The organism is Serratia sp. SCBI, from assembly GCF_000747565.1.
GTDB classification, from domain to species: Bacteria; Pseudomonadota; Gammaproteobacteria; order Enterobacterales; family Enterobacteriaceae; genus Serratia; species Serratia ureilytica.
In genome coordinates, this window is record NZ_CP003424.1 from 1968065 (window position 1) to 1995035 (window position 26971).

The 26971-nt window shown below is 57.7% G+C and carries 24 protein-coding genes, 2 tRNA genes, 1 other RNA gene and 1 pseudogene; 17 read left to right on the forward strand and 11 right to left on the reverse strand.

What is annotated here, in order from left to right:
* Window positions 1-202: 202 nt before the first annotated feature.
* The 3 genes from SERRSCBI_RS09175 (at window position 203) to SERRSCBI_RS09185 (ending at window position 3145) form a co-directional block, all read left to right on the forward strand.
* Window positions 203-1507, forward strand: coding sequence for an NAD(P)/FAD-dependent oxidoreductase (locus SERRSCBI_RS09175; protein WP_004928794.1), 1305 nt, complete (start codon window positions 203-205; stop codon window positions 1505-1507).
* A 356-nt stretch (window positions 1508-1863) separates the two neighbouring features.
* The gene (locus SERRSCBI_RS09180) at window positions 1864-2400 is read left to right on the forward strand and encodes a glycine zipper 2TM domain-containing protein (protein WP_004928798.1); all 537 of its coding nucleotides are present in this window, start codon (window positions 1864-1866) and stop codon (window positions 2398-2400) included.
* Window positions 2401-2665: 265 nt separating this feature from the next.
* A complete protein-coding gene (locus SERRSCBI_RS09185; RefSeq protein ID WP_033642703.1) occupies window positions 2666-3145 on the forward strand; it encodes an Rrf2 family transcriptional regulator in 480 nt (159 codons plus the stop codon).
* Window positions 3146-3210: 65 nt separating this feature from the next.
* Here the strand turns inward: SERRSCBI_RS09185 and sdeB are convergent, their stop codons facing one another.
* Window positions 3211-6354, reverse strand: a complete 3144-nt coding sequence (gene sdeB / locus SERRSCBI_RS09190) for a multidrug efflux RND transporter permease subunit SdeB (protein WP_042784219.1) — start codon at window positions 6352-6354, stop codon at window positions 3211-3213.
* Window positions 6355-6378: 24 nt separating this feature from the next.
* Entirely contained in the window at window positions 6379-7566 is a 1188-nt protein-coding gene (sdeA, locus tag SERRSCBI_RS09195) for a multidrug efflux RND transporter periplasmic adaptor subunit SdeA (protein ID WP_042784221.1), read from the reverse strand.
* Between the two features lie 297 nt (window positions 7567-7863).
* Between sdeA and SERRSCBI_RS09200 the strand changes: the two genes are divergently transcribed.
* Window positions 7864-8220 (forward strand): helix-turn-helix domain-containing protein, encoded by a 357-nt coding sequence (locus SERRSCBI_RS09200; protein ID WP_033642706.1) that lies wholly within the window; start codon window positions 7864-7866, stop codon window positions 8218-8220.
* A 204-nt stretch (window positions 8221-8424) separates the two neighbouring features.
* Here the strand turns inward: SERRSCBI_RS09200 and SERRSCBI_RS24045 are convergent, their stop codons facing one another.
* The 4 genes from SERRSCBI_RS24045 to SERRSCBI_RS09210 all read right to left on the reverse strand — a co-directional run bounded on the left by SERRSCBI_RS24045 (window position 8425) and on the right by SERRSCBI_RS09210 (window position 10108).
* Window positions 8425-9015, reverse strand: a complete 591-nt coding sequence (locus SERRSCBI_RS24045; protein ID WP_084587957.1) for an FRG domain-containing protein — start codon at window positions 9013-9015, stop codon at window positions 8425-8427.
* 218 nt (window positions 9016-9233) lie between these two features.
* Window positions 9234-9353: non-coding RNA, RtT sRNA (locus SERRSCBI_RS24050), on the reverse strand.
* Between the two features lie 46 nt (window positions 9354-9399).
* Window positions 9400-9489, reverse strand: a tRNA-Ser gene (locus tag SERRSCBI_RS09205).
* Window positions 9490-10018: 529 nt separating this feature from the next.
* A tRNA-Ser gene (locus SERRSCBI_RS09210) sits at window positions 10019-10108 on the reverse strand.
* 446 nt (window positions 10109-10554) lie between these two features.
* Here SERRSCBI_RS09210 and SERRSCBI_RS09215 point away from each other — a divergent pair.
* From SERRSCBI_RS09215 to SERRSCBI_RS09240, 6 genes and pseudogenes are all read left to right on the forward strand, one after another.
* Window positions 10555-12019: pseudogene (locus tag SERRSCBI_RS09215) on the forward strand (peptide MFS transporter).
* 127 nt (window positions 12020-12146) lie between these two features.
* Window positions 12147-13088: a glyoxylate/hydroxypyruvate reductase GhrA gene (gene ghrA, locus SERRSCBI_RS09220; protein WP_042784222.1), complete on the forward strand. Its 942-nt coding sequence runs from the start codon at window positions 12147-12149 to the stop codon at window positions 13086-13088.
* Window positions 13089-13178: 90 nt separating this feature from the next.
* The gene (locus SERRSCBI_RS09225) at window positions 13179-13916 is read left to right on the forward strand and encodes a phosphatase (RefSeq protein WP_033642709.1); all 738 of its coding nucleotides are present in this window, start codon (window positions 13179-13181) and stop codon (window positions 13914-13916) included.
* 42 nt (window positions 13917-13958) lie between these two features.
* Complete coding sequence (locus tag SERRSCBI_RS09230) at window positions 13959-14537, forward strand: molecular chaperone (protein ID WP_033642710.1); 579 nt, start codon at window positions 13959-13961, stop codon at window positions 14535-14537.
* A gap of 149 nt (window positions 14538-14686) precedes the next feature.
* Window positions 14687-15340 (forward strand): tellurite resistance TerB family protein, encoded by a 654-nt coding sequence (locus tag SERRSCBI_RS09235; protein ID WP_033642711.1) that lies wholly within the window; start codon window positions 14687-14689, stop codon window positions 15338-15340.
* A gap of 68 nt (window positions 15341-15408) precedes the next feature.
* Complete coding sequence (locus SERRSCBI_RS09240; protein ID WP_033652006.1) at window positions 15409-17442, forward strand: S9 family peptidase; 2034 nt, start codon at window positions 15409-15411, stop codon at window positions 17440-17442.
* Window positions 17443-17477: 35 nt separating this feature from the next.
* Here SERRSCBI_RS09240 and exoX read toward each other — a convergent pair whose 3' ends face one another.
* Window positions 17478-18146: an exodeoxyribonuclease X gene (exoX, locus tag SERRSCBI_RS09245; protein ID WP_033644251.1), complete on the reverse strand. Its 669-nt coding sequence runs from the start codon at window positions 18144-18146 to the stop codon at window positions 17478-17480.
* A 26-nt stretch (window positions 18147-18172) separates the two neighbouring features.
* Entirely contained in the window at window positions 18173-18919 is a 747-nt protein-coding gene (locus SERRSCBI_RS09250; RefSeq protein WP_042784223.1) for a carbon-nitrogen hydrolase family protein, read from the reverse strand.
* 369 nt (window positions 18920-19288) lie between these two features.
* Between SERRSCBI_RS09250 and dksA the strand changes: the two genes are divergently transcribed.
* Together dksA and pip are read left to right on the forward strand one after the other, a co-directional pair.
* Window positions 19289-19714: an RNA polymerase-binding protein DksA gene (gene dksA, locus SERRSCBI_RS09255; RefSeq protein ID WP_033652008.1), complete on the forward strand. Its 426-nt coding sequence runs from the start codon at window positions 19289-19291 to the stop codon at window positions 19712-19714.
* A 177-nt stretch (window positions 19715-19891) separates the two neighbouring features.
* Entirely contained in the window at window positions 19892-20845 is a 954-nt protein-coding gene (gene pip / locus SERRSCBI_RS09260) for a prolyl aminopeptidase (protein WP_033644252.1), read from the forward strand.
* Window positions 20846-20876: 31 nt separating this feature from the next.
* On the opposite strand, the gene SERRSCBI_RS09265 is transcribed toward pip, so the two are convergent.
* A complete protein-coding gene (locus tag SERRSCBI_RS09265; protein WP_033642715.1) occupies window positions 20877-21107 on the reverse strand; it encodes a DNA polymerase III subunit theta in 231 nt (76 codons plus the stop codon).
* Window positions 21108-21447: 340 nt separating this feature from the next.
* Between SERRSCBI_RS09265 and ftnA the strand changes: the two genes are divergently transcribed.
* The 4 genes from ftnA (at window position 21448) to SERRSCBI_RS09285 (ending at window position 23967) form a co-directional block, all read left to right on the forward strand.
* Window positions 21448-21966 carry a non-heme ferritin gene (gene ftnA / locus SERRSCBI_RS09270; RefSeq protein WP_033642716.1) on the forward strand — a complete coding sequence of 173 codons (519 nt, stop codon included), beginning with the start codon at window positions 21448-21450 and terminating at the stop codon, window positions 21964-21966.
* A 322-nt stretch (window positions 21967-22288) separates the two neighbouring features.
* A complete protein-coding gene (yobA, locus tag SERRSCBI_RS09275; protein ID WP_004940886.1) occupies window positions 22289-22672 on the forward strand; it encodes a CopC domain-containing protein YobA in 384 nt (127 codons plus the stop codon).
* Between the two features lie 2 nt (window positions 22673-22674).
* Window positions 22675-23556 carry a copper homeostasis membrane protein CopD gene (gene copD / locus SERRSCBI_RS09280; RefSeq protein WP_042784225.1) on the forward strand — a complete coding sequence of 294 codons (882 nt, stop codon included), beginning with the start codon at window positions 22675-22677 and terminating at the stop codon, window positions 23554-23556.
* A 69-nt stretch (window positions 23557-23625) separates the two neighbouring features.
* The gene (locus tag SERRSCBI_RS09285) at window positions 23626-23967 is read left to right on the forward strand and encodes a YebY family protein (RefSeq protein ID WP_016928154.1); all 342 of its coding nucleotides are present in this window, start codon (window positions 23626-23628) and stop codon (window positions 23965-23967) included.
* A gap of 125 nt (window positions 23968-24092) precedes the next feature.
* Here SERRSCBI_RS09285 and SERRSCBI_RS25345 read toward each other — a convergent pair whose 3' ends face one another.
* Window positions 24093-24557, reverse strand: a complete 465-nt coding sequence (locus SERRSCBI_RS25345; RefSeq protein ID WP_369795921.1) for a hypothetical protein — start codon at window positions 24555-24557, stop codon at window positions 24093-24095.
* 250 nt (window positions 24558-24807) lie between these two features.
* Between SERRSCBI_RS25345 and SERRSCBI_RS09290 the strand changes: the two genes are divergently transcribed.
* Entirely contained in the window at window positions 24808-25710 is a 903-nt protein-coding gene (locus SERRSCBI_RS09290; RefSeq protein ID WP_049866671.1) for a hypothetical protein, read from the forward strand.
* A gap of 607 nt (window positions 25711-26317) precedes the next feature.
* Here SERRSCBI_RS09290 and SERRSCBI_RS09300 read toward each other — a convergent pair.
* Complete coding sequence (locus SERRSCBI_RS09300) at window positions 26318-26971, reverse strand: hypothetical protein (protein ID WP_042784228.1); 654 nt, start codon at window positions 26969-26971, stop codon at window positions 26318-26320.

Genomic DNA, 26971 nt, shown 5'->3' on the forward strand with positions numbered 1-26971 from the left:
TTGAATCGCAATCCCCAAAAAATGCCCTCGTCCAGCCTTTAACCAAAAAAAAATTGATGTACGTCAATTTTGGTATGACCAAATAACCTCACATGCTATTCTGGCTGCAGAGAGCCGATTTATTTTACGCGAACCCTATGTATTCTAAGGATATTATTTATTTACCCTGGGATAACAAATGGTTCACATTTAGGGGGTTATTTTGACAACGCCAAAGAAGAAAATCGTTATTGTCGGCGGCGGCGCCGGTGGTCTGGAGCTGGCGACCAGCCTGGGCCATAAACTTGGCCGTAAGAACAAAGCCGAGATCACGCTGGTGGATCGCAACCACAGCCATTTGTGGAAACCGCTGTTGCACGAAGTGGCGACCGGCTCCCTCGATGACGGCGTGGATGCGCTCAGCTACCTGGCGCACGCGCGCAATCACCATTTCAGTTTCCAGCTGGGGTCGTTGACCAACATCAACCGCGAGACGCAAACGCTGCAGCTGGCGCAGATCTGCGACGAGCAGGGCGGCGAGCTGGTGCCGGCGCGTGAACTGCCGTACGACATCCTGGTGATGGCGCTGGGGAGCACCTCAAACGATTTCGGTACGCCGGGCGTGAAAGAGCACTGCATCTTCCTGGATAACCCGCATCAGGCACGTCGTTTCCACAACGAAATGCTTAACCTGTTCCTGAAGTTCTCGGCGCAGCCGGGGCAAAAAGAGCGGGTCAACATCGCCATCGTCGGCGGCGGCGCCACCGGCGTTGAACTGTCCGCCGAACTGCACAACGCGGTGAAACAGCTGCACAGCTACGGTTTTGAAGGCCTGGACAACAGCGCGCTCAACGTGACGCTGGTCGAAGCCGGCGAGCGCATTCTGCCGGCGCTGCCGCCGCGCATTTCCGCTGCGGCGCACCAGGAGCTGATCAAGTTGGGCGTGCGCGTGCTGACCAACACCATGGTGACCAGCGCGGACGCCAAAGGCCTGAATACCAAGGGCGGCGAGTTCATCGACGCCGATCTGATGGTGTGGGCGGCGGGCATCAAGGCGCCGGACTTTATGAAGGACATCGGCGGCCTGGAAACCAACCGCATCAACCAGTTGGTGGTGGAGCCGACGCTGCAGACCACGCGCGATCCGAACATCTTCGCCATCGGCGACTGCGCCTCTTGCCCGAAAGAGGGCGGCGGTTTCGTGCCGCCGCGCGCCCAGTCGGCGCACCAGATGGCCTCACGCTGCGCCACCAATATCCTGGCGCTGATGAACGGCCAGACGCTGAAGCCTTACGTGTACAAAGACCACGGTTCGCTGGTGTCGCTGTCGCGCTTTAGCACCGTTGGCAGCCTGATGGGCAACCTGATGCGCGGCTCGATGATGGTGGAAGGGCGCATTGCGCGTTTCGTCTATATCTCGCTGTACCGCATGCACCAGGTGGCGCTGCACGGCTACATCAAAACCGGCCTGATGATGCTGGTGGGCGGCATTAACCGGGTGATCCGCCCGCGTCTGAAGATGCACTGATCCCGCCGTTGTCGATCAACCCGCGCCGGTTCGCCCGCGCGGGTTTTTTTATGGCGGGGCGAGGCTAACGGCGGCGGTTGCTTGATTCTTCAGCATAAGCTGTCGCCGACATGGGTAAAATTCTTAAGATTCCTCCTAAACAACGGCAAAACGGCCGTTTTCCCGCATTTTTGGTCCCCTTGTCTTATTGCGAGCCCTCAAATCATTGTGCAGACTTTACCTCGTTTACAGACGGCGCGTCGCGCACGCCGTAAACCGGGATACCGCAAGCCGCCCATGCGCAAAATAATAAGCGCGGTGCCATGCCGGTAACAGACCCGGAAAAAATGCGTGGTAACACTTTCAGGAGGTTTCCTGTGAACAAGTCAATGTTAGCCGGTGTTGGGATTGGCATCGCTGCCGCTCTGGGGATTGCCGCGGTAGCCAGCCTGGACGTCTTTTCTGCCGGTCCGCAATATGCGCAGGTGCTCGCCGCAACGCCGATTAAAGAAACCATCAAAACACCGCGTCAGGAATGCCGCAACGTCACCGTCACGCACCGTGCACCGGTGCAGGATGAAAACCGCATCGCTGGTTCTGTGCTGGGCGCAGTGGCGGGCGGCGTGATCGGCCACCAGTTCGGCGGCGGTCGCGGACGCGACGTGGCGACCGTGGTGGGCGCTCTGGGCGGCGGCTACGCCGGTAACCAGGTGCAAGGGGCGATGCAGAATAACGACGTCACCACCAGCGTTCAGCAGCGTTGCAAAACGGTCTACGACAAGTCTCAGAAAATGCTGGGCTATGACGTGACCTACAAGATCGGCAATCAGCAGGGCAAGATCCGCATGGATCACGATCCGGGCACCCAAATCCCGTTGGACAAAAACGGCCAGCTGGTGCTGAACAGAGCCTGATCGACGCATTCGAATTAAACCCGCGGGCAGTGTTAGTTCTGATCGTTTAACTCGGTTAAGCGAGCGGCGTTAACATTGACGCGGGTTTCTGCTTTTTGTCTGCCCGCGAATTCGACGATCGTTCTAATGTCTGCGTGCGATATCACTGGGCAAAACTTCAAAAAAGCCCCCGCGTTTGTTATATTATTGTGCGATTAAGCGGTGTGTTCGGCGCTAATCGCCGCACCGGCCAAACCCGAGTATTTCGTCTCGCAGAGATAACGACATGTTAGATTTTCGCTTTCCGACAGCGTTGCAAATGGTCCTTAGCGTCGCCGTAGCTGAGAAGCAGGGCATGCGTTCGACGAGCGCCACGCTCGCCGCCACTCTGGAAGCTAACCCGAGCTTTATCCGCAAACTGATGGTGCCGCTGACCAAAGACGGCATCATCGTTTCCACCCTGGGCCGAAACGGCTCTATCCACCTTGGCCGCCCGGCGGAAGAGATTACCCTGCGGGATATCTACCTGGCGGTGATCGACGACAAGCGCATCTGGGCCTCACGCCCTGAAGTGCCGGCCCGTTGCCTGGTGAGCGCCAACGCCTGTTGGTATTTTAAATCGGTGGTGAACGAGGCCGAGCAGGCTTCGCTCGCGGTGCTGGCGCGCCACACCGTGGCTGACTCGCTGGCCGAACTGGAGCGGGGCGACAAGCGCGCCTGTGCGGAATACGCCGCCGCGCAAGAGGCCGAAACCGCCGATAAATAATCGCGGTTCGCATGCATAAAAAAAGGTCGGGCAATGCCCGACCTTTTTGCATGTTAAGACGAGGATTACGCCGTCTGCGTCTGCGTTTTGCGTGCCACCAGGCGACGCAGGGTGACGTAGAACACCGGCGTCAGGAACAGCCCGAACAGCGTGACCCCCAGCATGCCGGAGAACACCGTGATGCCGGTGACGCCGCGCACTTCGGCGCCGGCGCCGTGGCCGAGGATCAGCGGGATGGTACCGGCGATGAAGGCGATGGAGGTCATCACAATCGGTCGCAACCGCAGGCGACAGGCTTCCAGCGCCGCCTCGACGATGCCTTTGCCCTGCATTTCCAGCTCGCGGGCGAACTCGACGATCAGAATAGCGTTCTTGCAGGCCAGCCCCATCAGAACGACCAATCCGACCTGCACGAACACGTTGTTGTCGCCGCCGGTCAGCCACACGCCGAACAGCGCCGACAGCATGGTCATCGGCACGATCAGGATCACCGCCAGCGGCAGCGTCCAGCTTTCATACAGCGCCGCCAGCGCGAGGAACGCCAGCAGCACCGCGACCGGGAACACCACCAGCGCGGCGTTGCCCTGGGTCGATTGCTGGTAGCTCAGATCGGTCCACTGGATGTTCATGCCGTTCGGCAACAGCTTGCCGGCCATCTGTGTCAGCGCGCTCATCGCCTGGGTAGAGGAGAGGACGCGCGGATCGGCGTCGCCGATCAGGTCCGCCGCCGGGAAACCGTTGTAGCGGATAACCGGATCCGGGCCGTAGGTGGTGCCGATGCTGACCATACTGCCGATCGGCACCATTTCGCCCTTGTCGTTGCGGGTGCGCAGGTTGGCGATGTCTTCCACGCTGTCGCGGAACTGGCCGTCGGCCTGCGCCATCACCTTCCAGGTGCGGCCGTAACGGTTAAAGTCGTTGATGTAAGACGAACCGAGGTAGGTCTGCAGCGTGCTGAACAGCGCATTGAGCGGCACCCCCTGGGCCTTGGCCTTGTCGCGATCGATTTTGGCGTCCAGCTGCGGCACGTTGGCCTGATAAGAGGAGATCGGGAACCCCATGCCCGGCGTTTGCATAATGGCGCCGGACATCGTGTTGATCGCGGTCTGCAGTGCGCCGTAACCCAGCCCGCCGCGATCCTGCACGTACAGCGAATAGCCGGAACCCTGACCGATGCCGAGGATCGGCGGCGGCATGATCGAGAAGGCGAAACCTTCCTGGATCTGCGAAATGCGCGCGTTGATCTCGGCGTTGATCTGCGCTGCGGTGCGGGTACGGGTGCTCAATGACTCCAGTGCGAAGAACACCGTGCCGGTATTGGGCGTATTGGTGAACTGCAGCGCGTTCAGGCCGGGGAAGGCCACCGCATCGGTGACGCCGTCCACGCTCAGGCCGATGGCGCTCATCTTGCGGATCACCGCATCGGTGCGCTCCAGCGAGGCGCCTTCCGGCATCTTCACGCCGCCAATCAGATACAGCTTGTCCTGCGTCGGGATAAAGCCGCCGGGCACGGTCTTGAACATCACCCCGGCGGCGACCAGCAGCAGCAGGTAGACGACGAACACTGCGCCGCGTCGGCCCAGCACGCGGGATACCCCGTGCTGATAACGCTGCGAGCCGCTGGCGAAGAAGCGGTTGAACGGCCGGAACAACCAGCCGAACAGCCGGTCGATCAGGCGCGACGGCAGATCTTTCGGCGCGCCGTGCGGCTTCAGCAAGCGCGCCGCCAACGCCGGCGACAGGGTCAGCGAGTTGATGGCGGAGATCACCGTCGAGATGGCGATGGTGACGGCGAACTGTTTGTAGAACTGGCCGGTAACGCCGGAGAGGAACGCCATCGGCACAAACACCGCGCACAGCACCACGGCGATGGCGATGATCGGGCCGGAGACCTCGCGCATCGCCTGGTGCGCCGCCGCCAGCGGCGACAGCCCCTCTTCGATGTTGCGCTCGACGTTCTCCACCACCACGATGGCGTCATCCACCACGATGCCGATCGCCAGCACCAGCCCGAACAGGCTAAGGGTGTTGAGCGAGAAGCCGAGCAGATACAGCGCGGCGAAGGTGCCGACCACGGAGATCGGCACCGCCAACAGGGGAATGATCGAGGCGCGCCAGGTCTGCAGGAACAGAATGACCACCAGCACTACCAGGATCACCGCTTCCAGCAGGGTGTCCACCACCGCGCGGATTGAATCGCGCACGAACACCGTCGGATCGTACGGCGATTTCCAGCTCATGCCGTCCGGGAAGCGCGTCGCCAGCTCGGCCATCTTGCCGCGCACCGCGTCCGACAGCTCGATGGCGTTGGCGCCCGGCGACTGGAAGATGCCGATGCCGACCGCATCCTTGTTATTGAGCTGGGCGCGCAGCGCGTAGCTGCCGGAACCCATTTCGATGCGCGCCACGTCGCGCAGCCGCACGATCTCGCCGTTATCGCCGCTCTTGAGAATGATGTTGCCGAACTCTTCTTCGGTTTGCAGGCGGCCCTGGGCGTTGATCGACAGCAGATAGTCGCTGCGCGTCGGCATCGGCTCCGCGCCGAGCTGGCCGGCGGAGACCTGCACGTTCTGCTCCTGCATGGCGCTCACCACGTCGGAGGCGGTCAGCCCGCGCGCGGCGACCTTGTTCGGATCGAGCCAGATGCGCATTGCGTATTCGCCGGCGCCGAAGATCTGCACCTGGCCGACGCCCGGCAGGCGAGCCAGTTCATCCTTGACCTTCAGGGTGGCGTAGTTGCGCAGGTACAGCGAGTCGTACTTGCCGGAAGGCGATACCAGATGCACCACCAGCGTCAGCGCCGGAGACTGTTTCTGGGTAGTGATGCCCTGGCGGCGCACATCCTCCGGCAGACGCGCTTCGGCCTGCGCCACGCGGTTTTGCACCTGCACCTGCGCCTGATCGGGATCGGTGCCCGGACGGAAGGTGACGGTGGTCACCAGCACGCCGTCGGAGCCGGCGACCGATTTCATGTACATCATGTTTTCGACACCGTTGATCGCTTCTTCCAGCGGCGTCGCCACCGTTTCAGCAATCTCTTTCGGGTTGGCGCCCGGGTATTCGGCGCGCACCTGCACACTGGGCGGCACCACGTCCGGGTACTCGCTGATCGGCAGCAGCGGAATGGCGATCACCCCGGCGACAAAAATCAGTATCGACAGCACTGCGGCGAAGATCGGCCGGTCGATGAAAAAACGGGAAAAGTCCATGGGTCAGAGTTCTCTGCTGGGAGCTTAGTTAAGGGCGGACGCGGTGGTGGTCATGGCGACGCTTTTCGCGTCGACCGGCATGCCCGGCATAAACACTTTCTGCATGCCGTCGACGATCACCCGATCGCCGTTCACCAGGCCTTTTTGCACAATGCGCAATCCTTCGGCCATCCGGCCCACGTCGATGTCGCGGCGCTGCGCCTTGCCGTCTTTATCGACGATGTAAACGAACTTGCGGTTCTGATCGGTCATCACCGCTTTGTCGTCGATCAGCATGGCGTTGAACTCGGCGCTGCCGGGCATCTGCACGCGGGCGAACAGCCCCGGCGTGAAGCGGCGATCGCGGTTGTCGAGTAGGGCGCGCATGCGGATGGTGCCGGTACCGGCGTTCAACTGGTTGTCGGTGAAGTCCACCAGCCCCTGATGCGGAGTGCCGTCTTCGCCCACCAGGCCCACCTTCACCGGCAGGCGCGCGTCGTGTCGGCCCTGCTGCTGATAGCGCAGGAAGGTCGCCTCATCCACGTCGAAATAGACGTAAACCTTATCGAGCGATACCAGCGTCGTCAGCACGCTGGCGCTGTCGCCGGCGGTGACCAGGTTGCCGGCGGTGATCATCGCGCGGCTGGCGCGCCCGTCGATCGGGGCGGTGACGTGGGTAAAGTCGAGATTAAGCTGCGCCATATCGAGCTGGGCCTGCGCCGCCAGCACGTTGCTTTGCGCCTGCGCGGCGGACGAACGGCGCTGTTCCCACACCTCTTGCGAGATGGCCTGAGTGCCGATCAGTTTCTCGGTTCGCGAAGATTCGCTGCGCGCGAGGGCTGCCTGATTGCGCGCCCGCACCAGCTCCGCCTGCGCCTGTTCGCGCGCGGCGCGGTAGGTGCGATCGTCAATGGTGAACAGCACCTGGCCTTTCTTCACCTCGTCGCCTTCGGTGTAGTTGACCCGCTCGATGTAGCCGGAAACCCGCGGGCGCAGCTGTACGCTTTGCACTGCTTCGACCCGGCCATTGAACGCATCCCACTGGCTGATCGGTTTGACCACCACGCTGGCGGCGCTGACCACCGGCGGCGGTGGCGGGGCGTTGTGCGCGACGCTGTTGTCACACCCGGCGAGCAGGGCGGCCAGCAGCGCCACCCCGGAGAGCCGCTGGCCCAGAGCGAAGGCGCGCGTGCGGCCGCCGGCGTTGAACGATGAGTTTGGTTGATTTGGCATTATTTTTATTCCGATAAGTAAGCGCTGTCTGGCCCCATACCCAGCCCTGTTTTCCGGGCTTTTCCCTTCATGCCGGCGTTCGGCGGAAGGGGCGCCGCGCCTTGTCATGGCGCAACGTTAGGTTTTGAAACATATTGGTGTCACATTAATGTATCAATATCGGTTACATTAATTGGGTGGAGTATAGAGGCGGCTTTCTGGTAAATGCAATAATAAAAATTGCATTTAAAGCGAAACTGTTGCAACGTATGCGCACTGGGCAGAGGGGGACCCTGCCGACATGATGGGAGCATCAGCATGAACACGACGGGTTTCATTACCGATTTGAAGACGTGGATCGACAACAATCTGGAAGAAAAACTGGATATCAACACCGTAGCGGACCGCGCGGGCTACTCCAAATGGCATCTGCAGCGCATGTTCAAGCGTCAGACCGGCTATGCGTTGGGGGAGTATATCCGCATGCAAAAACTGAAGGTGTCGGCGGAGCGCCTGGCCAACAGCGGCGAACCGATCGTCAGCGTGGCGATCTCGCTCGGCTTCGACTCACAGCAGTCGTTCAACCGCAGCTTCAAACGCCAGTTCGGCCAAACGCCGGGGGACTGGCGCCGCGCACTGGCGCAGCCGACGGCGGTGAGATGCACGCACCACTGAGCGGTTTGGCAGTGGGAATAAAAAAGCCTGAATTTGCGTTCGGGCTTTTTTTGTTAGCATCTAAATGACTTTTTGAGTAACTCGAAATTTTTACAGTTAAGTTTTGATATTAGTTTGTCTCGTTTTTCCAGTTTATATATTTACAGAGCCCTTCCAAATCAGGGAATAAGGTTCGGCTACTGACACCATGTCTGTCTAGAGATTTTAATAGTTTTCCCTGGTATCTTCTGGGATTTTTATTTCTTGAACTGACTCTGATATTTCATTGTTTTTTTCCAGGGGAACGAACTTCTTAGAGGATTTTGAGTACTTATGTGCAGTAAACCAACCATGCTGCGCGATAATTCTAGGGTTATTTAACTTTGGCCTTATAACCTGTGTTCTTCCTGTGTCAAATGGTCCTTTTTGCGGCTCTTTCAGATATCGATTTGCATCCAGTGCATAAACATAAACATCCCCTTTTTTCCAATCATTACATGCAAAGAATAAGGCTGCAAGTGGATTGCTAGTCCAATCTAATAACCGAGTCTTCATGCCGAAGTGTTGTGCTATTACTAAGAGATCCCAATCATCAAGATCATTTTTAGGTAGAATCGATGCGCCCATTCGCTTTAACTCTTTTATTAATTCTTGCTCAGCACTTGTTGAGTCGGTTTTTGGATTTTTTCGCGCTATACTTGGCAGTAAATTACCTTTTTCTGCTTGCCCCCTGAATAGCATCAGCTCCGAATCATTGCCAAGTCTCTCCACTATATCGACAAATTCAGAAAAATTTTTTGCTGTTTGTGATTTCATTTTTAACCTATTTTTATTTTTTGTTGAGTTGATAATGCATATATTTATCTAATCATCTAAGTAGAAAGATGCTAATGGGATAAATATATCTCTACATTTACTCTAAGTAAATACGTTTGACGTGATTGCCGAGACGTTCTCAAGAAAATAGAGTTTAATTTAAGTGGTTTTTAAATTAAACCCATCAGGAAAGTGATGGTAGGCTTCTTCGTAGAATATGGCGGTAAGGGAGGGATTGATTCGCTGCGCTCACCCTGCGGGCCGCCGTTGGCGGTCCAAAACGCGAGCGTTTTGTCGAACCCTGTCGAGGATTCTCACCCTCCCGCTCGGTGCACTATGCATACAAAAAAGCCTGAACGCGAGTTCAGGCTTCTTCGTAGAATATGGCGGTGAGGGAGGGATTCGAACCCTCGATACACTTTCGCGTATACACACTTTCCAGGCGTGCTCCTTCAGCCACTCGGACACCTCACCATATTTTTTTGTTGCGAAATCATCGCTGCAACGGGGCGCTACTATAGGGAGTGGGGCCGATCCGGTCAAGAATAATTTCTGTGTTTTTGCTTGTCCGCTCAAGCCGTGTTCACTTTGTTGAAAACTGCGGCGAACTACACGTCAGAAGTCATGAAAGGGCGAGAAAATCAGAGAGGCGGTTCGAGGAGAACCGAGAAAAAGGGGAACCTCGGCAGCGTAAGGCGGGAGGCGTTCGCGGCGGGCCGCCGTTGGCGGTCCAAAACGCGGGCGTTTTGTCGAACTCTGTCGGGGCTTCTCACCCCTCTCGGCGGTGCACCATGCAAAAAAAAAGCCTGGACGCGAATCCAGGCTTTCTCTTTGAATTTGGCGGTGAGAGAGGGCTTGATTCGCTGCGCTCACCCTACGGGCCGCCGTTGGCGGTCCAAAACGCGGGCGTTTTGTCGAACCCTGTCGAGGCTTCTCACCCCTCTCGGCGGTGCGCCATGCAAAAAAAAAGCCTGGACGCGAATCCAGGCTTTCTCTTTGAATTTGGCGGTGAGAGAGGGGTTCGAACCCTCGATACACTTTCGCGTATACACACTTTCCAGGCGTGCTCCTTCAGCCACTCAGACACCTCACCGTTTTGTTGCCGATAACGCCTTGCGCTGTCGACGGGCGCTAATGTAGGAGAATCTGATCTCAGCGTCAACCCTCTTATTTCATTCTCATGACTGTTTAGCCAAACTTGCAGCAATTTGCTGATTTACCGAACGATATCCTGACTCTCGGCCGCCGGCGGACAGGGCGGCAGCGAGCAAAATGCGTGAAAGCCGATTGTTTGACTTTTTTCTGTACAGATAGCTCAATATCTCGCCATTGAGGTTGGGTTGTTTGCTGTTATATGCATTAATACTGGATTATTAGTCAGATGTGTCGCTAAATGGAATCATGTCGGCGCGGCGTTTTTGGCAAGGAACATCACGTCGCCGCGCAGATTGCCGGTTGACAGGCCGGCGATACCGCAGACAGGGACAGACTCATTACATAATAATGCAGTAGAGGTTCGTTTTGACTCCTTCAGATGCCATGCCGGCGCCGCAAGCGCGCCATGCCATTCCCCCGGCGCGGGGCGCTGTTCTTCATCCAGATCTTCGCCACGCTGGGTTTCGCCGTGCTCTATTCCACGCTGGTGCTGTACGCCACCAAGCGATTGGGTTTCAACGAAAGCAGCGCCAATGCCATGATGGGCGTGTTCGGCGCCTTCAACTATGGCCTGCACATGTTCGGCGGCTATCTCGGCGGCCGTTTCCTCAGCAACCGCAATCTGTTCGTGCTCGGTATGGTGCTGCAGGTGTTCGGCTGCGCGCTGATTGCCGTCGCGGGCGTGTGGGGGTTGTACTGGGGGCTGGCGATGTTCCTGACCGGCAGCGGTCTCAACGTGACCTGCATCAATATGATGCTCACCCAGCGTTTCAAACCGGACGATGATCGGCGCGAATCGGCGTTCCTGTGGAATTACGCCGGCATGAACCTCGGGTTCTTCGTTGGCTTTACTGTGGCCGGGTATTTCCAACTGACGGAAAATTATCGCGCGCTGTTCCTGTTCGCCACGCTGGGCAACGCGGCGGCGATCATCGTCGCCGTCTGTCGCTGGCGCATTCTGGCCGATCTCAATACGCCGCTCCACGACGCCAGCCGCAGCCAATACCGCTGGCGCATGCTGGTCGGGTTGGCGGTGCTGGTGGCGCTGGTGCCGATTATCCGCGTGATGCTGACCCATGCCGAGTTCAGCGGCCATTTCGTGATCGTGCTCGGCGCGCTGATCTTCCTGATGCTGTGCGTCGTGACGCTGCGCCACCATCCGCGCGATGAGCGCCGCAGAATGGCGGCCTATCTGATCCTGGCGCTGGGGTCGCTGGTGTTCTGGGCGCTGTATCAGCTGGCGCCGATGGGGCTGATGCTGTTCTCCGAGCACAACATCAATCTGAACGTTTACGGCATTCAGGTGGCGCCGCAGTGGATCCAGAACATCAACACGCTGGTGATCGTGGTGGGCGGCCCGCTGCTGGCCTGGTGGTTCAACCGCCTGCGCGCTCGCGGCTGCAACATCGACATTCCGCTGCAGTTCTCCGGATCGCTGTTTTGCATCGGGCTCGGCATGCTGGTATTGCCGCTGGGCATCAGCATGGCGGGCGGCGACGGGCTGGTGGCGTTTAAATGGATCGTCATCAGCTATGTGCTGCAAAGCGTCGGTGAATTGATGATCTCGCCGATCGGTTACGCGATGATCGGCAAGCTGGCGCCGCCGCGCTATCAGGGTGTGATGATGGGCTGCTGGATGATGGTGACCGGCGTCGCTTCGGTGTTGGCGGGCTACGTATCCGGCCTGATGCCGGAAAACAGCGGCAGTACGCCGCTGCAAACCAATCCCGGCTACAGCGAAATCTTCAGCGCGCTGGGCTGGGGGGCGACGGGCGTCGGCGTGGCGATGCTGATTTTAATTCCGCTGTTGCGGCGTCTTATCCGGCGCGACGGCGCGTCTGCCGCCTGATTTTGCGCACATGCACAACAGCCCCACTGGTCGGGGCTGTTTTTATTTTGGGCTTTAACGCTTGCATCCGGCGATGAATCGCGGAAGGCTGAAGGAAAACCAATAAAAACAAACGGGAGCCCGCAGTATGAACATCATCTATTACCATCCCTTATTTAACGCCCAGGAATGGCTGACCGGCATCAAGCAACGCCTGCCGCAGGCCGAGATCCGCGAATGGCAGCGCGGCGACGAGCGGCCGGCGGATTACGCGCTGGTATGGCGCCCGCCGCACGAGATGTTAGCCAACCGCCGCGATCTGAAAGCGGTGTTCGCCCTCGGCGCCGGCGTCGACGCCATTCTCGATCAGGAGCGCAAACACCCCGGCACGCTGCCCGCCGGCGTGCCGCTGCTGCGGCTGGAGGATACCGGCATGGCGCAGCAGATGCAGGAATATGCGCTGAGCTATGTGCTGCGCTATTTCCGCCGTTTCGACGAGTATCAGGCGTTGCAGCAGCGGCAGGAATGGCAGCCGCTCGATCCGCACTCGCTGGATGATTTCACCATCGGCATCCTCGGCGCCGGCGTGCTGGGGCAGAGCGTGGCGCGTAAGCTGACCGAGTTTGGCTTTAGCGTGCGCTGCTGGAGCCGCAGCGCCAAACAGATTAACGGCGTGCAAAGCTTCGCCGGGGAGACTCAGCGCGCGGCCTTCCTCGACGGCGTCAAACTGCTGATCAACCTGCTGCCCAATACGCCGGAGACCGTTGGCATCCTCAACCGCGAGCTGTTCGCACAGTTGAGCGCGGGCGCCTACCTCATCAACATCGCGCGCGGCGCGCACCTGGTGGAAGCCGATCTGCTGGCGGCGCTGGAGCAGGGGCAACTGGCCGCCGCCACTCTGGACGTGTTCGCCCGTGAGCCGCTGCCGCAGGATCACCCGTTCTGGCGTCATCCGCGTGTCACCATTACCCCGCATATTGCTGCCATCACGTTGCCGCAGCAGGCGATGGATCAGATCGCCGCCAACATTCGCGCGCTGGAGGCGGGGCATCCCCCTGCCGGCGTGGTCGACAGGCAACGGGGGTACTGATCCTTCAGCCGCCGTTCGGTAACTGATAAGCTGACACCGTCATCGCGCCCGCCCGCACCGCTGCGGGCAGGCCCTCTGGAAGGAGAAACAATGTATCCCGTTGATTTGCATATGCACACCGTCGCCAGCACGCACGCTTACAGCACGCTGCACGATTACATCGCCGAAGCCCGGCAGAAGGGCATCCAGCTGTTCGCCATCACCGATCACGGCCCGGACATGGCCGATGCGCCGCACTACTGGCACTTTATGAACATGCACGTTTGGCCGCGCCGGGTGAACGGCGTGGGCATTTTGCGCGGTATCGAAGCCAACATCAAAAACCTGCAGGGCGATATCGACTGCACCGGCCCGATGCTGACGGCCACCGACGTGATCATCGCCGGTTTCCATGAGCCAGTGTTTGCGCCGCAGGATAAAGCGTCCAATACTGAAGCGATGATCGCCGCGATGGCGCAGGGGGACGTGCATATCATCAGCCACCCCGGCAACCCGCGTTATCCGATCGACATTCCCGCCGTCGCGGCGGCGGCGGCCAAATACGAGGTGGCGCTGGAGCTGAATAACTCGTCGTTCACCCACTCCCGCAAGGGCAGCGAGGCCAACTGTCGGGCGATCGCCGCCGCGGTACGCGACGCCGGCGGCTGGCTGGCGCTGGGCTCGGATTCGCACGTCGCCTTTTCGCTGGGTAACTTTGAGCACTGCGAGCGCATTATCGAAGAGGTGGGCTTCCCGCAGGAGCGCATTCTCAACGTCAGCCCGCGCCGGCTGCTGGATTTTCTCGAGCGGCGCGGCAAGCCGGCGATTGCGGAATTGGCCGATTTGTGACATCGTCCCGGCAAAATTTTCCGTATTGAATAAGGCTTTATCATGAATGAGTTTTCGATTGTCTGCCGCGTGCTGGGTACGCTGTTCTACCGCCAGCCGCAGGATCCGCTGTTGGTGCCGCTGTTCGCGCTGATTAAAGAGGGCAAGCTGCAGCAGCACTGGCCGCTGGAGCAGGATGACCTGCTGAAGCGCCTGCAGCAGGGCGGCGACGTCAACCAACTGGCGACCGACTTCAATGCGATGTTCGTCGGCAGCGAATGCAGCGTGCCGCCGTTCCGCTCCGACTATGTCGAAGGCGCAAGCGAGGCTGAAGTGCGCGCCTTCCTGCAGCAGCGCGGCATGCCGCTGGCTGAGGCGCCGGCCGACCATTTCGGCCAGCTGCTGCTGGCGGCGTCCTGGCTGGAAGATCAGTCGCAGGAAGATGAAGCGCAGGCGCAGATCGCGCTGTTCGACGAGTTCCTGCTGCCGTGGTGCGGCCGCTTCCTCGGCAAAGTGGAAGCGCACGCCACCACCGGTTTCTACCGCACGCTGGCGCTGATGACCCGCGACGCCCTCCAGGCGATGCGCGACGAGCTGGCCGAGTACGAGCAGGACGACGAAGCGGGCGACGAAGACGCGTAACGCCGCAGCCATCCTGGCGGGCCGCCCGGCCCGCTAAACACAGGTTTGCATCCCCCAGACGTAAATTGACAAAAGATCCCCTAATCTGGCGGTTTACCGTCGGTTCGGCCGCGCCTGCGCGCCGCGTTTTCTCACGCAAGGGGTAGATGATGAAAAGTAACTGGATGCAGCAGATTCAAACGTTGATCGGGCAGAAGGCCGGCGCGATGGGCGGGGCAGAAGGCATCGGCAAACTGCTGGCGCCCACGGCGCTGGGCGGCCTGGTCGGCGTGCTGTTGGCCAACAAATCTTCGCGCAAGCTGGTGGGTAAGTTCGGCAAGAATGCGCTGATTATCGGCGGCAGCGCGGCGGTGGGCGCGGTGCTATGGAACAAGTACAAGCAGCGGGTGAAAGAGACCCATCAGGACGAACCGCAGTTCGGTTTGCAAACCACGCCGGTGGATCTGCGCGCCAAGCGTTTAGTGCAGGCGCTGGTGTTCGCCGCCAAAAGCGACGGCCATATCGATGCCGACGAGCAGCGCGCCATCGATCACAGCCTGGCGCAGCTGCAGGTGGGGGAAGAGGCGCAGGGCTGGGTGCAGGAAGCGCTCGACCAGCCGCTCAACCCGGCGTTAATCGCCCGCAGCGTGCAAAACGAAGACGAGGCGCTGGAGGTTTATTACCTGAGTTGCCTGGTAATCGACGTCGATCACTTTATGGAGCGCGGCTATCTTGATGCGCTGGCGCAGGCGCTGAAGATCCCGGCGGACGTCAAGCAGGGCATCGAGAGCGACGTCAACGAGAAAAAGCGCGAGCTGGCATAGCGCCGCTTGGCAAGCCGGGGGGAATCGTGTCACTCTTGCCGCAATCTATGTAAGCGGATGATTTAGCAATGATGACCCCACCGAAAGCGGAAAAACGGCCTTATCCCATCACTATCCACGGCGATACGCGCGTGGATGACTACTACTGGCTGCGCGACGATGAGCGCGCAGACCGTCAGGTGCTGGACTACCTGCAGGCGGAGAACGCCTACACCGATGCGATGTTGAAGCCGCAGCAGACGCTTCGCGAAGCCCTGTACGAAGAGATGGTGGCGCGCATCCCGCAGCAGGAACATTCGGTGCCTTACGTGCGCCACGGCTATCGCTATCAGACGCGCTACGAGCCGGGCAACGAATACGCGATTTATGTGCGCCAGCCGCAGGCCGAGAGCGAGCAGTGGGATGTGCTTATCGACGGCAACCAACGCGCCGAGAACCACGAGTTTTACACCCTGGGCGGGCTGGACGTCAGCCCCGACAATCAGCGTCTGGGGGTGGCGGAGGATTTCCTGTCGCGCCGCCAGTATGACATTCGTTTCAAGAACCTGGCCGACGGCAGCTGGGCCGACGAAGTGCTGGAAAATACCTCCGGCAGCTTCGAGTGGGCCAACGATTCCTCGACGGTGTACTACGTGCGCAAGCACGCCAAGACGCTGTTGCCGTATCAGGTTTATCGCCACGTAGTCGGCAGCGATCCGCAGCAGGACGAGCTGATTTACGAAGAGCAGGACGATACCTTCTACGTCGGGCTGGAGAAGACCACCTCCGAGCGCTTTATTCTGATCCACCTGAGCAGCACCACCACCTCGGAGATCCTGCTGCTGGACGCCGATCGGGCGGATGCCAAGCCGCAGCTGTTCGTGCCGCGCCGCAAGGATCACGAGTACGCCATCGATCACTATCACCAGCATTTCTATATCCGCTCCAACAAGGACGGCAAGAACTTCGGCCTGTACCAGAGCGAGCAGGCGGACGAAGCGCAGTGGCAGACGCTGATCGCCCCGCGCGCCGACGTGATGCTGGAGGGCTTCAGCCTGTTCCGTGATTGGTTGGTGGTCGAAGAGCGCAATGCCGGCCTGACGCTGCTGCGCCAGATCCACTGGCAAAGCGGCGAAGAGAAGCGCATCGCCTTCGACGATCCGACCTACACCACCTGGCTGGCGTATAACCCGGATCCGGAAACCGCGCTGCTGCGCTACGGCTATTCGTCGATGACCACCCCGACCACGCTGTACGAGCTGAACATGGACAGCGGCGAGCGGACGATGCTCAAACAGCAGGAAGTGAAGAATTTCACGCCGGACAACTACCGCAGCGAGCGGGTGTGGGTGAAGGCGCGCGACGGCGTCGAGGTGCCGGTTTCGCTGGTGTATCGCCAGGACAGCTTCCAGCGCGGCGCCAACCCGCTGATGGTGTATGGCTACGGCTCTTACGGCAGCAGCATGGATCCGGCGTTCAGCGCCAGCCGCCTGAGCCTGCTGGATCGCGGTGTCGTGTTCGCGTTGGCGCACATTCGCGGCGGCGGCGAGCTGGGGCAGCTGTGGTATGAAGACGGCAAGTTGTTCAACAAGCAGAACACCTTCAACGACTTTATCGACGTGACCGAAACGCTGGTCGCCCAGGGGTACGGCGACGGTAAGCGAGTGTTCGCGATGGGCGGCAGCGCGGGCGGCCTGCTGATGGGCGCGGTGATCAACCAGGCGCCGCAGCTGTTCCACGGCGTGGTGGCGCAGGTGCCGTTCGTCGACGTGGTGACCACCATGCTGGATGAGTCCATTCCGCTGACCACCGGCGAATACGACGAGTGGGGCAACCCGAACGAGCAGGCCTATTACGACTACATCAAGCAGTACAGCCCGTACGATCAGGTGAAAGCGCAGGAGTACCCGCATCTGCTGGTGACCACCGGCCTGCACGATTCGCAGGTGCAGTATTGGGAGCCGGCCAAGTGGGTGGCCAAGCTGCGCGAGCTGAAAACCGACGACCGGCAGCTGCTGCTGTATACCGACATGGATGCCGGCCACGGCGGCAAATCCGGCCGCTTCAAGGCCTATGAGGATATTGCGTTGGAGTACGCCTTCATTCTGGCGCTGGCGGAATAACGGCGTGCGGCGGGCGGCCTGAGCCGCCCGCTGTGTTAGCCAATCAGATAGTATTTCAGCGTGTGTTTCATGTCCGGGCTCAGATCGTCGATGGATTTCAGCATCCAGCGCAGATAGCCGGGGTCTTCCTGGGCGATGCGGTCGATCTCCTGCCCGCGATACTTGCCGAACTTGAACTTCTTCAGCAGCACCGGCTGTTCGGTGATCTGCACCATTTGCTCCGGCGTCCAGCCCGAATCCTTGATGATGCGTTGCAGCAGCGCGGCGGTGACGTAGCAGTCGTACAGCGCGCGGTGCGGGTACAGCGTGGCGTCTGCCGGCAGCTGCACGTCCAGATTCAGCGCGTAGCGCAGATACTGGTTGCCGTACTTGATGTCCGGATACAGCGTGCGCGCCAGCTTGAGGGTGCAGATCCAGGCGCCGTTCATCTCCGGCAACACCCCGCGATCAAAGGCGGCGTTGTGCGCCACATAGTAGGGGCTGCCCTGATAGCGGCCGATCGCCACCGCAATGCGCGGTTTGCCTTCCACCATCTGTTCGGTGATGTGATGAATCGCCATCGCGTCGAGGCTGATGGGGCGGTCCGGGCTGATCAGGTCGCTCATCGGGTTGGTCAATTGGCCGTCGAGCAGATCGAGGGAGGCCACTTCCACCACGCCGCCGTCCAGCCCGCAGGTCTCGGTATCTATTACGCGTAACGTCATGCTTTCCTCCGCGTTGCCGTCAGGCTTCAGCTTAACCGGCACAGGCGGCCGTGCCAACCGTCGCGGGTCTTGCCGGCGATGACAAGACCAGGGGCGTCATCCGGTGCGGCAATCAAAAGCGCTCCCGTTTCATCCCAGATGGCGCTGCGGCCTGCCGGGATCCAGCCTCCGGTCAGCGCCGCATGGTTGGCCATCAGCGTGACCATGCCATAACGACGGGCATAGCCTGCCAGCGCGTCGCTGTCTTTCGCGTAACCGGCTTCAGATACCAGCACGCCGGCGGCATAAATCTGCGCACCCGCCAGCGCGGCGGCGCTTGCGTGGCCGGGTTGCGAGGTGTCGGCGCAGATCGCCAGCGCGATGCGTTGCCGATGTATTTCCAGCAGCGTGCCGCCATTACCGGGCAAGAACCGTTGCTGTTCCGTGCCGTGCAGATGTTGTTTGGTATAGGCGGCCACCGCGCCGTTGGGGGAAAAGATCAAGGCGGCGATATGCAGCGCCTGGCCGCTGCGCAAGGGTGCGCCGACGATGATCGTCATCTGATGCGATTGCGCCGCCGCAGCGAGCGGTTGCAGACGCGGATCGCCCAGCGTCAGCGCCAGTTCGGCGGCATCGGCCAGCTCATAGCCGCTTAGCGACAGTTCGGGAAAAACCAGCAGTTGCACCTGCTGTTCGGCTGCCTGCGCGACAAATTCAAGGTGACGTTCAAGGTTGCAGGCGATATTGGCCGCAGCGGCGGGGTATTGGGCTGCGGCGAGGGTAAAGCAGGGCATTGGCCATCTCTCCAGTGAGGCAATAAAAAACCCGCCTTGGCGGGTTTAATGACGGATGGAAGGACGCTTACTCACCAGACGGATGCGCTTTTTTGGCGCGTTTCTCCGCACGTTTCTCAGCTGGGGTTTTCAACGGCTTCTTCTTCGCATTTTTTTTGCTATCCATTCCCTTACTCATGATGGCCTCTCGTTACCTATGATTGGGTGGCTTGCTCAGCCATTAACCGCCTAAAGCCGGCAGGATGCAAGCGACAAAGTGCAAGTAGTATGTAACCGGCTGTTTGCACGTGAAATTTTGTTTTTGGATGACCGGGTGCTTAAAATAATTATTATGTTATAATATTACACTTTTGGGGTTCGGAGAACGCAATGACAGTGATGACATTACCGGATGCGCAGCAACTGCTGGCCATGCCGGATTCTGATTACATGAACTCGGTTCAACGGGCTTTTTTCCGCCAGCTGCTGCAGGATGAGCGGCAAAAACTGCTGCTGCACATCGATGAGCTGAAGAAGGCGATCGACAGCGGCGAAGCGACGGGCGATGAAGCCGACAAGGCGGCGCGCGAAGAAGAGCTGCGCCTGTTGTTCCGCCAGTTGGATCGCGAAAGCCGCCTGCTGCCGAAAATCGATGCGGCGCTGGCGCGGTTGCAGAACGGCGAATACGGCTACTGCCGGGAAACCGGCGAACCCATCGGCTTGGCACGCCTGATGTTGCGCCCGACGGCGGAGCTGAGCATCGAGGCGAAAACGGCACAGGAGATGCGCGAGCCGCATATGCGTAAAGGCGTGTAGGCGTAACAAGGCGTGAACTGATCGGGCCTGTGGGCATTTTGCAGGCGGGTCGTTGCGATTTTGAGCAAACGCGCGCCGAGTTCCCGGCGCGCGTTCGAGTTTTCAGGTTTTACCGTTGACCTGCCGGGCGGCTTCCGCTTTGATGAAAGCATGACTCACAGAGAGACGGAAAGCGCCATGGAACAATTACGAGGTTTGTACCCGCCGTTAGCGGCATACGACAGCGGTTGGCTGGACACTGGGGATGGCCACCGGATCTACTGGGAGCTGAGCGGCAACCCGAACGGTAAACCGGCGGTCTTCATTCATGGCGGGCCGGGCGGCGGCATCTCTGCGCATCATCGCCAGCTGTTCGATCCCGAGCGCTACAAGGTGCTGCTGTTCGATCAGCGCGGCTGTGGCCGCTCCCGTCCGCACGCCAGCCTGGACAACAACACCACCTGGCATTTGGTGGCCGATATCGAGCGGCTGCGCGAAATGGCCGGCGTCGAGCAGTGGCTGGTGTTCGGCGGCTCCTGGGGATCTACGTTGGCGCTCGCCTATGCGCAGACCCACCCGGAGCGCGTCAGTGAAATGGTGCTGCGCGGTATCTTTACCCTGCGCAAGCAGGAGCTGCATTGGTATTACCAGGATGGCGCCTCGCGCTTCTTCCCGGACAAGTGGGAGCGCGTGCTGTCCATTCTGTCGGATGACGAGCGCAAAGACGTGATTGCCGCCTATCGGCAGCGGCTGACTTCAGCCGATCCGCAGGTGCAGCTCGAAGCGGCCAAACTGTGGAGCGTGTGGGAAGGGGAAACGGTGACGCTGTTGCCAAGCCGTGAATCCGCTTCGTTCGGCGAGGATGATTTCGCGCTGGCGTTCGCCCGCATTGAAAACCACTACTTCACGCATTTGGGGTTCCTGGAGAGCGATGACCAACTGCTGCGCAACGTGCCGCTGATCCGCCATATCCCGGCGGTGATCGTCCACGGCCGCTATGACATGGCCTGCCAGGTGCAGAACGCTTGGGATCTGGCCAAGGCCTGGCCGGAGGCGGAGCTGCATATCGTGGAAGGGGCGGGGCATTCGTTTGATGAACCGGGCATTTTGCACCAGCTGATGATCGCCACCGACCGGTTCGCCGGCAAGTGACACGAAAAACCCGCCGTAACGGCGGGTTTTGTTATTTGGCCTTCGGTTCGTAAGGCAGACGCGAAAACTTGTGGGATTCCGCGCGGTAGTGCGCCACGCGCTCGCGAAAATAGTCGCGCAGCGGCTCCGGCTGCTCGCGCTCCACCACTTCCGGGATCACCGGCATGTTGTAACGCTCTTTGTACGCCACGCCTGAGGCGGCGAGGTCCACATTCACCCTGTCCATTTCTTCTTTGGACAACTCGGCCAGATTGTAACCCACCTTATGCTCCTTACTTTGCCGCATTGAATCTGCGCAGAAGGTAATCCACCCGGCGGCGCTTGGCAAGCCCGTTGCGCCGCGGCGGCGGGCGATATTTATCCAAGAGTAATGCAATCTATTTATTCTTTTAAATAAGAATAATTCGCTTTATGATTAAAATAAAAGATCTAAATAATTCTCATGTTAATTCTCAAAGTATTGGTGATATTTTAATTTATTGATATTTATGGTTTTTATAATTAATGTGATTTGAGTGTAAATAAGGTGTTTTTATTTTTACGGCGACAGGGCATAATGCGCGGAAATTAAATTCATGACCTGCAAAATAAAAGGAATGATTATGCTGACGCAAGAAATGACTCAAAAGCTGAATGAGCAACTGAATCTGGAGTTCTACTCCGCCAACCTGTATCTGCAGATGAGCGCATGGTGCAGCGACAAAGGCTTTGAAGGCGCCGCCGCATTTCTTAAAGAGCACTCTCAGGAAGAGATGCAGCATATGCAACGTCTGTTCGACTACCTGAGCGACACCGGCTCTCTGCCGCTGCTGGGCACCATCGCGGCCCCGCCGGTGGCGTTTGAGTCGCTGGCGGACGTGTTCGAGCAGACCTACGAACACGAGAAGCTGATCACCCGTCAGATCAACGAGCTGGCGCACGCGGCAATGTCCTCTCACGATTACTCCACCTTCAACTTCCTGCAATGGTACGTGGCGGAGCAGCACGAAGAAGAGAAACTGTTCAAATCCGTGCTGGATAAGCTGGCGCTGGTGGGCACCAGCGGCAAAGGCCTGTTCTTCATCGACAAAGACCTGAAGAAAATGGGCGCGATGGGCCAGGGCGGCAACGGCCAGGCCTGATTCCTGACTGAACATTGAAAAACCGCGCGCGGGGCAAACCCGACGCGTGGTTTTTTTTACCCTGCGTTTATCGCGGTTATGCGGCGATACGTGCTGCCGGATCGCAAAATGCCAGTGATGCGCTCGACTTGCTGAGGCGTGCTCGTTATGATTTACCGCGATACGCTACAGGGATGGTAGAGTCAAAACAGCGGGTTAGCCGATACAACCCGTTTTTCTGTTTACCCGTGGCGCAATCATTTGCGGTGGGTTGGGGCCGCTGATACATCGCCTTGGCTGTGGCCTTAACCCTTATGACCCTCTTTATATTAGGGATACCACTGTGATCGGTAAAATTCGTTCCTCCTGTCGCCTGCTTTCCACCGTTTTCGTCCTGTTCGTTGGCCTGTCTTCACAGCAAGCCTTGGCGCACGCTCACCTGAAAGTGGAAACGCCGAAGGCCGACGCCAGCGTCAGCCCGGCGCCGAAGGCGCTGACTCTCAGCTTCTCCGAAGGCATCGAGCCGAACTTCAGCGGCGTGAAAATCACCGGCCCGGATAACGCTGTGGTGAAAACCGGCAAGCTGCAGCTCGATCCGAACAACAACACCCAGGTCAACGTGCCGATCGAAGGCGAGCTGAGCGCGGGCAAATACAACGTCAGCTGGCATGTGGTGTCGGTCGACGGGCATAAAACCAAAGGCCAGTACAGCTTCACCGTAAACTGATCGTGAGTTTGGCGACCCTGTTCGTTCTGTGTCGCTTGGTGCACTTTGCGGCGGTGATGCTGATGTTTGGCATCAGTCTGTTCACCGCCTTATTGGCACCGCAGCGCCTTTCCCCGATCCTCTCCCGCGATGTGCGTCCGCTGCTGCTTGCCGGCACCTGGATTGCCGGGCTTTCCGCCGTGGCGCTGCTGGCCATTCAGGCTGGGCAGATGGGCGACGGTTGGCAAGACACCTGGCGGCTGGAGGTTTGGTGGGCGGTGCTCGGCACCACCTTCGGCGAAGTGTGGCGCTGGCATCTGGGCCTGTCGCTGCTGGCGATCCTGAGCCTGCTGCTACCGGAACGGCCGCGCGCGCAGGCGTTGGCGCTGTGCTCAGCGCTGCTGCTGGTGAGCCTGGCGTTCATCGGCCACGCGGCGATGCACGAAGGCGCGCTGGGCGCGCTGCACCGCGCCAACCATGCGGCGCACCTGCTGGCCGCCGGTTACTGGTTCGGCAGTCTGGCGCCGCTGCTGGTTTGCCTGCGCTACCTGCAGCCGCCGCAGTGGCGCAGCGACGCCATCACCACGCTGATCCGTTTCTCGCGCTGGGGGCACCTGGCGGTGGCGGCGGTGATCGTCACCGGCATCGTCAACAGCCTGATCATACTCGGCGGTTGGCCGCTTAATCTCAGCTCGCCTTATCAGCGCCTGCTGCTGATCAAAACCGCGCTGGTGGCGCTGATGGTGATGGTGGCGCTGGCCAATCGCTACGCCATCGTGCCGGCGATGAGCCGCGTACCGGCGCTGGCGCAGCGCGGGGTGGTGCTGGCCTGCTGGCTCGAAGTCGGGCTGGGGATGGCGGTGCTGCTGCTGGTCAGTTTATTTGCAACCTATGCGCCGGTTTGACATTTCAGCTTGCCGCAGGCCGGCAAGCTGCGGGAAAATCGACGCGAATAGCAACCTTAAGGCCATCACATGAAATCGGTATTACTCGGCATTACGCTGCTGGCAACCGCGACCGGCGCGCTGGCGGCAGACAAACTGGTTAACATCACCAAACTGGAGTACGGCAAACAGTGGGCGTTCACCAAGGAAGAGGTGACGCTGCAGTGCCGCAGCGGCGGCGCGCTGTTCGTGCTGAATAACAGCACCCTGATGCAATACCCGCTCAACGACGCGGCGGAGCAGCAGGTGAAGAAGGGCCATCAGCGCGCGCAGCCGCTGGACGTGATCCTGCTGGACGATCCCGCTGAACCGGGGAAGAAAATGAGCATGGCGCCGTTTATCGAACGCGCCGAGAAGCTGTGCGCTGACTAACCGCTTGTTTGCCAACGCCTTGCCCAGCGCGCGCAGATTGATGCGCATTTGCCGCATAGTTATTTCGTCACGAAACTATCACGCGGCCGCCGGGCGGCTGGCAAAACTGGCGCGGTAGGCTACTCTTAAAGTGCACGGCTGAACAAGCCCTGCATTAAATGCCAACTTTTAGCGCACGGCTCTCTCCCAAGAGCCATTTCCCTAGACCGAATATAGGAATCGTATTCGGTCTTTTTTTGAGTTTTTGATTTTGAAGGATTTATTTTCGTTTGTCCGAAAATGTCCGAAATATGTCCGAATTTTGATATTCGGTCTTTTACAGCATCACGTACTCTTTCCCCCTCGTTTTGAGATATTTCAGCGTCATCATTTCCGTTGTATGCCCCAGCAGCTTTTTGAGCAAATGCCTTGTCGTTCTGCTTTTCGTACAGGCGGCCGGACAGGCTTCGGAGCTCGTGGAACGTCGGCGGGCTTTCCTGAAATTCCAAACCTGATGCTTTCCGCGCGGCGACAAATTTTTTCGTTAGCCCGTCGGGATGGATCGAACTATCAGGGGGGTTTTTGCGGGTGGGGTGTTCTCCTGAAAGCATCGAGCTGGTGCTCCGCATGCTCCTCGATCGGGGGCTGCTTATCCTGAAGTCTCTGACGGTCGAATCGTGGGCATAAACCATGGCCGAGCAATTGTCATTGTTAAACTTGGATTTTCTACTTGCCAGTATAAACTCCGAGAGTATTTATTCTCTTCAGAAACTATGCTTTGGATGATTGATTGTTAACTAACTTAAAATTAAGATGTACCAAACATATGCATTTTATTGAGATAATTATTGAGGTAATAAAATGGTAAAAGAGAAGCGGGCTAATAATTCGAGTAATATAGAAGAAGTTGATTCGGATGACCAAGGGGTTAATGGTCAACCTATTTGCGGAATAATCATGCCAATAGCTAGCACTCCTGGTTATCCTGATAGGCATTGGGGGGATGTGTACGATATTTTATGCGAGGTCGCATCTAAGGCTAATTTCAACCCAAGAATGGTTAGCTTTGATGATGACATTGGCGTTATCCACAAAAGAATAGTTCAAAATATATACAGCAACCCAATTGTGATTTGTGATATCAGTTCACGAAACGCTAATGTCATGTTTGAGTTGGGTATGAGGCTTGCGTTCGATAAAGCGACCATAATTGTAAAGGATAATCAAACCCCATTCTCATTTGATATATCTGCAATTGAACATCTAGAATACCCATCTGATCTTAGATATCAATCTATTAACGATTTTAAGAAGAAGTTGGAAGGTAAAATATTGGAGACATATCGACGTTCTGTTGAAGATGCAGAGTATTCGACCTTCCTAAAACAATTCGGAACATTCAAAGTTTCAAAGCTTGACGAAAGGGAAGCGGGGTTTAATGAGGTATTACTTGAAGAGTTCAAAGATCTCAAGAAATCGATAGCTATGCAGTTAAATAAAAGTAGCAATAGTAAAATTACTGTCGGGGATAACGTAGGTAGATGGAATAAGCATGAAGGTAATAAAAACATCTACTTTAAAAGACCAGGGATAGGTAATAAAGGAAAGGGTGTTTTAGATATGTTTCTCGATCTAAGTGATTCATCTGGTATAGAAATACCTTCTATTCGTACTATGGATGAGAATATCATAGGGCTTCAATTCACGGTCACCCCGTCAGATGAAGAAATGGAAATAATAAAATCTTCGATAGAAAAACTGTGAGTGATTGAAATAGACCCGGATTATATTTAAAATTTATTGGGGTATTTGATTTTTCGCCTGTGAATGATGTAAATGTGAGTTATCTTAGTCAATGTGAAATTTACTACGAGACAAATGAATTTGTATTTAACATGAGGGCGCTATAGATTGACTTTTTTAACTGGGAGTGACGGTCGGGATAGATGTTGGCTTAAGTGGCCAGCGCATCTACCCAGAGGCTGTAGTTGCACGCTAAAGTGTTTCGAGCAGAGGTGATGTTGGTACGTGCTGCCAGGTGTATATGCCGTACAACTCAACGATTGAACACCGGCGCTACGTATTCGGCGACCCGCTGAGGTTCTCTACATAGAAGGCCCATTGATGAATTATGGCCAGCACTCGTCGGCCTGATAGCATCAATAACCTCGTAGCTTTTTGATGAGGCTGTCGCCGAGCCAGCAAATGATACAAAATATTGCTATTGTCGATAAAATGGCAACGACGCGCTGAGTTATCGTGTCGAAGCTAAAGAAAAAATAGATACACAATAAAAAACCAATTCCTCCGATTAACTGATAGAAAAATTCAAAGAAAAAAGAGAATATGCGGATATGGATGCTATCTTTTCTCATTTCATTTTTTCCTCAATGTTTTTCAGCAATCTATTAAACTCTGCATCACCTTGGTTTTTACGTACAGCCAAAGCCTCTATGAATGGATCAACATAGGGTTGAACTAAAAAGTATATAAAGTCCAAATTCCCGGCACTTCTAAGCTTGTAGTAAACGACACTATGCATACGTTCGAGACCGATTGATTTGTATATGCTTCGTTCTATCATTCCGCCAGCCATCAGCGTGAAGCTTGTAGCAACGCCTGCACCTCGGGTAATCATGGCCGCACCACCTGCTGATATGATGCTATTCACTATTCTGGATGAAATCAGAGAGGTGGTAAGCATTCTGCCGGCGGATGCGGAGCCTACGGCCCTAAATATTTTGTCTTGCGTCTCTTGTGGGATGTGCGCGGTGAATGCATCGATGATGATTTTAGTCGTCCTGATAACTTGATGATAGTTCAATAAACCGGACTTTATTGCCCGCATCATGCGAATGCGTTCGTCTTCCATCTTGCGACGATTGCTTGTGTCAAAAATGCCCAGAGCTAGATAGCCAAAATCGACAGGCACAGACATTGCGCCGTCAAGCAGCCCCACAACTGTCTCTGGGGAGGCAATGACTTTTACTATCCGTTCCACTATCTCTGTGTTGTTCACTTCCAT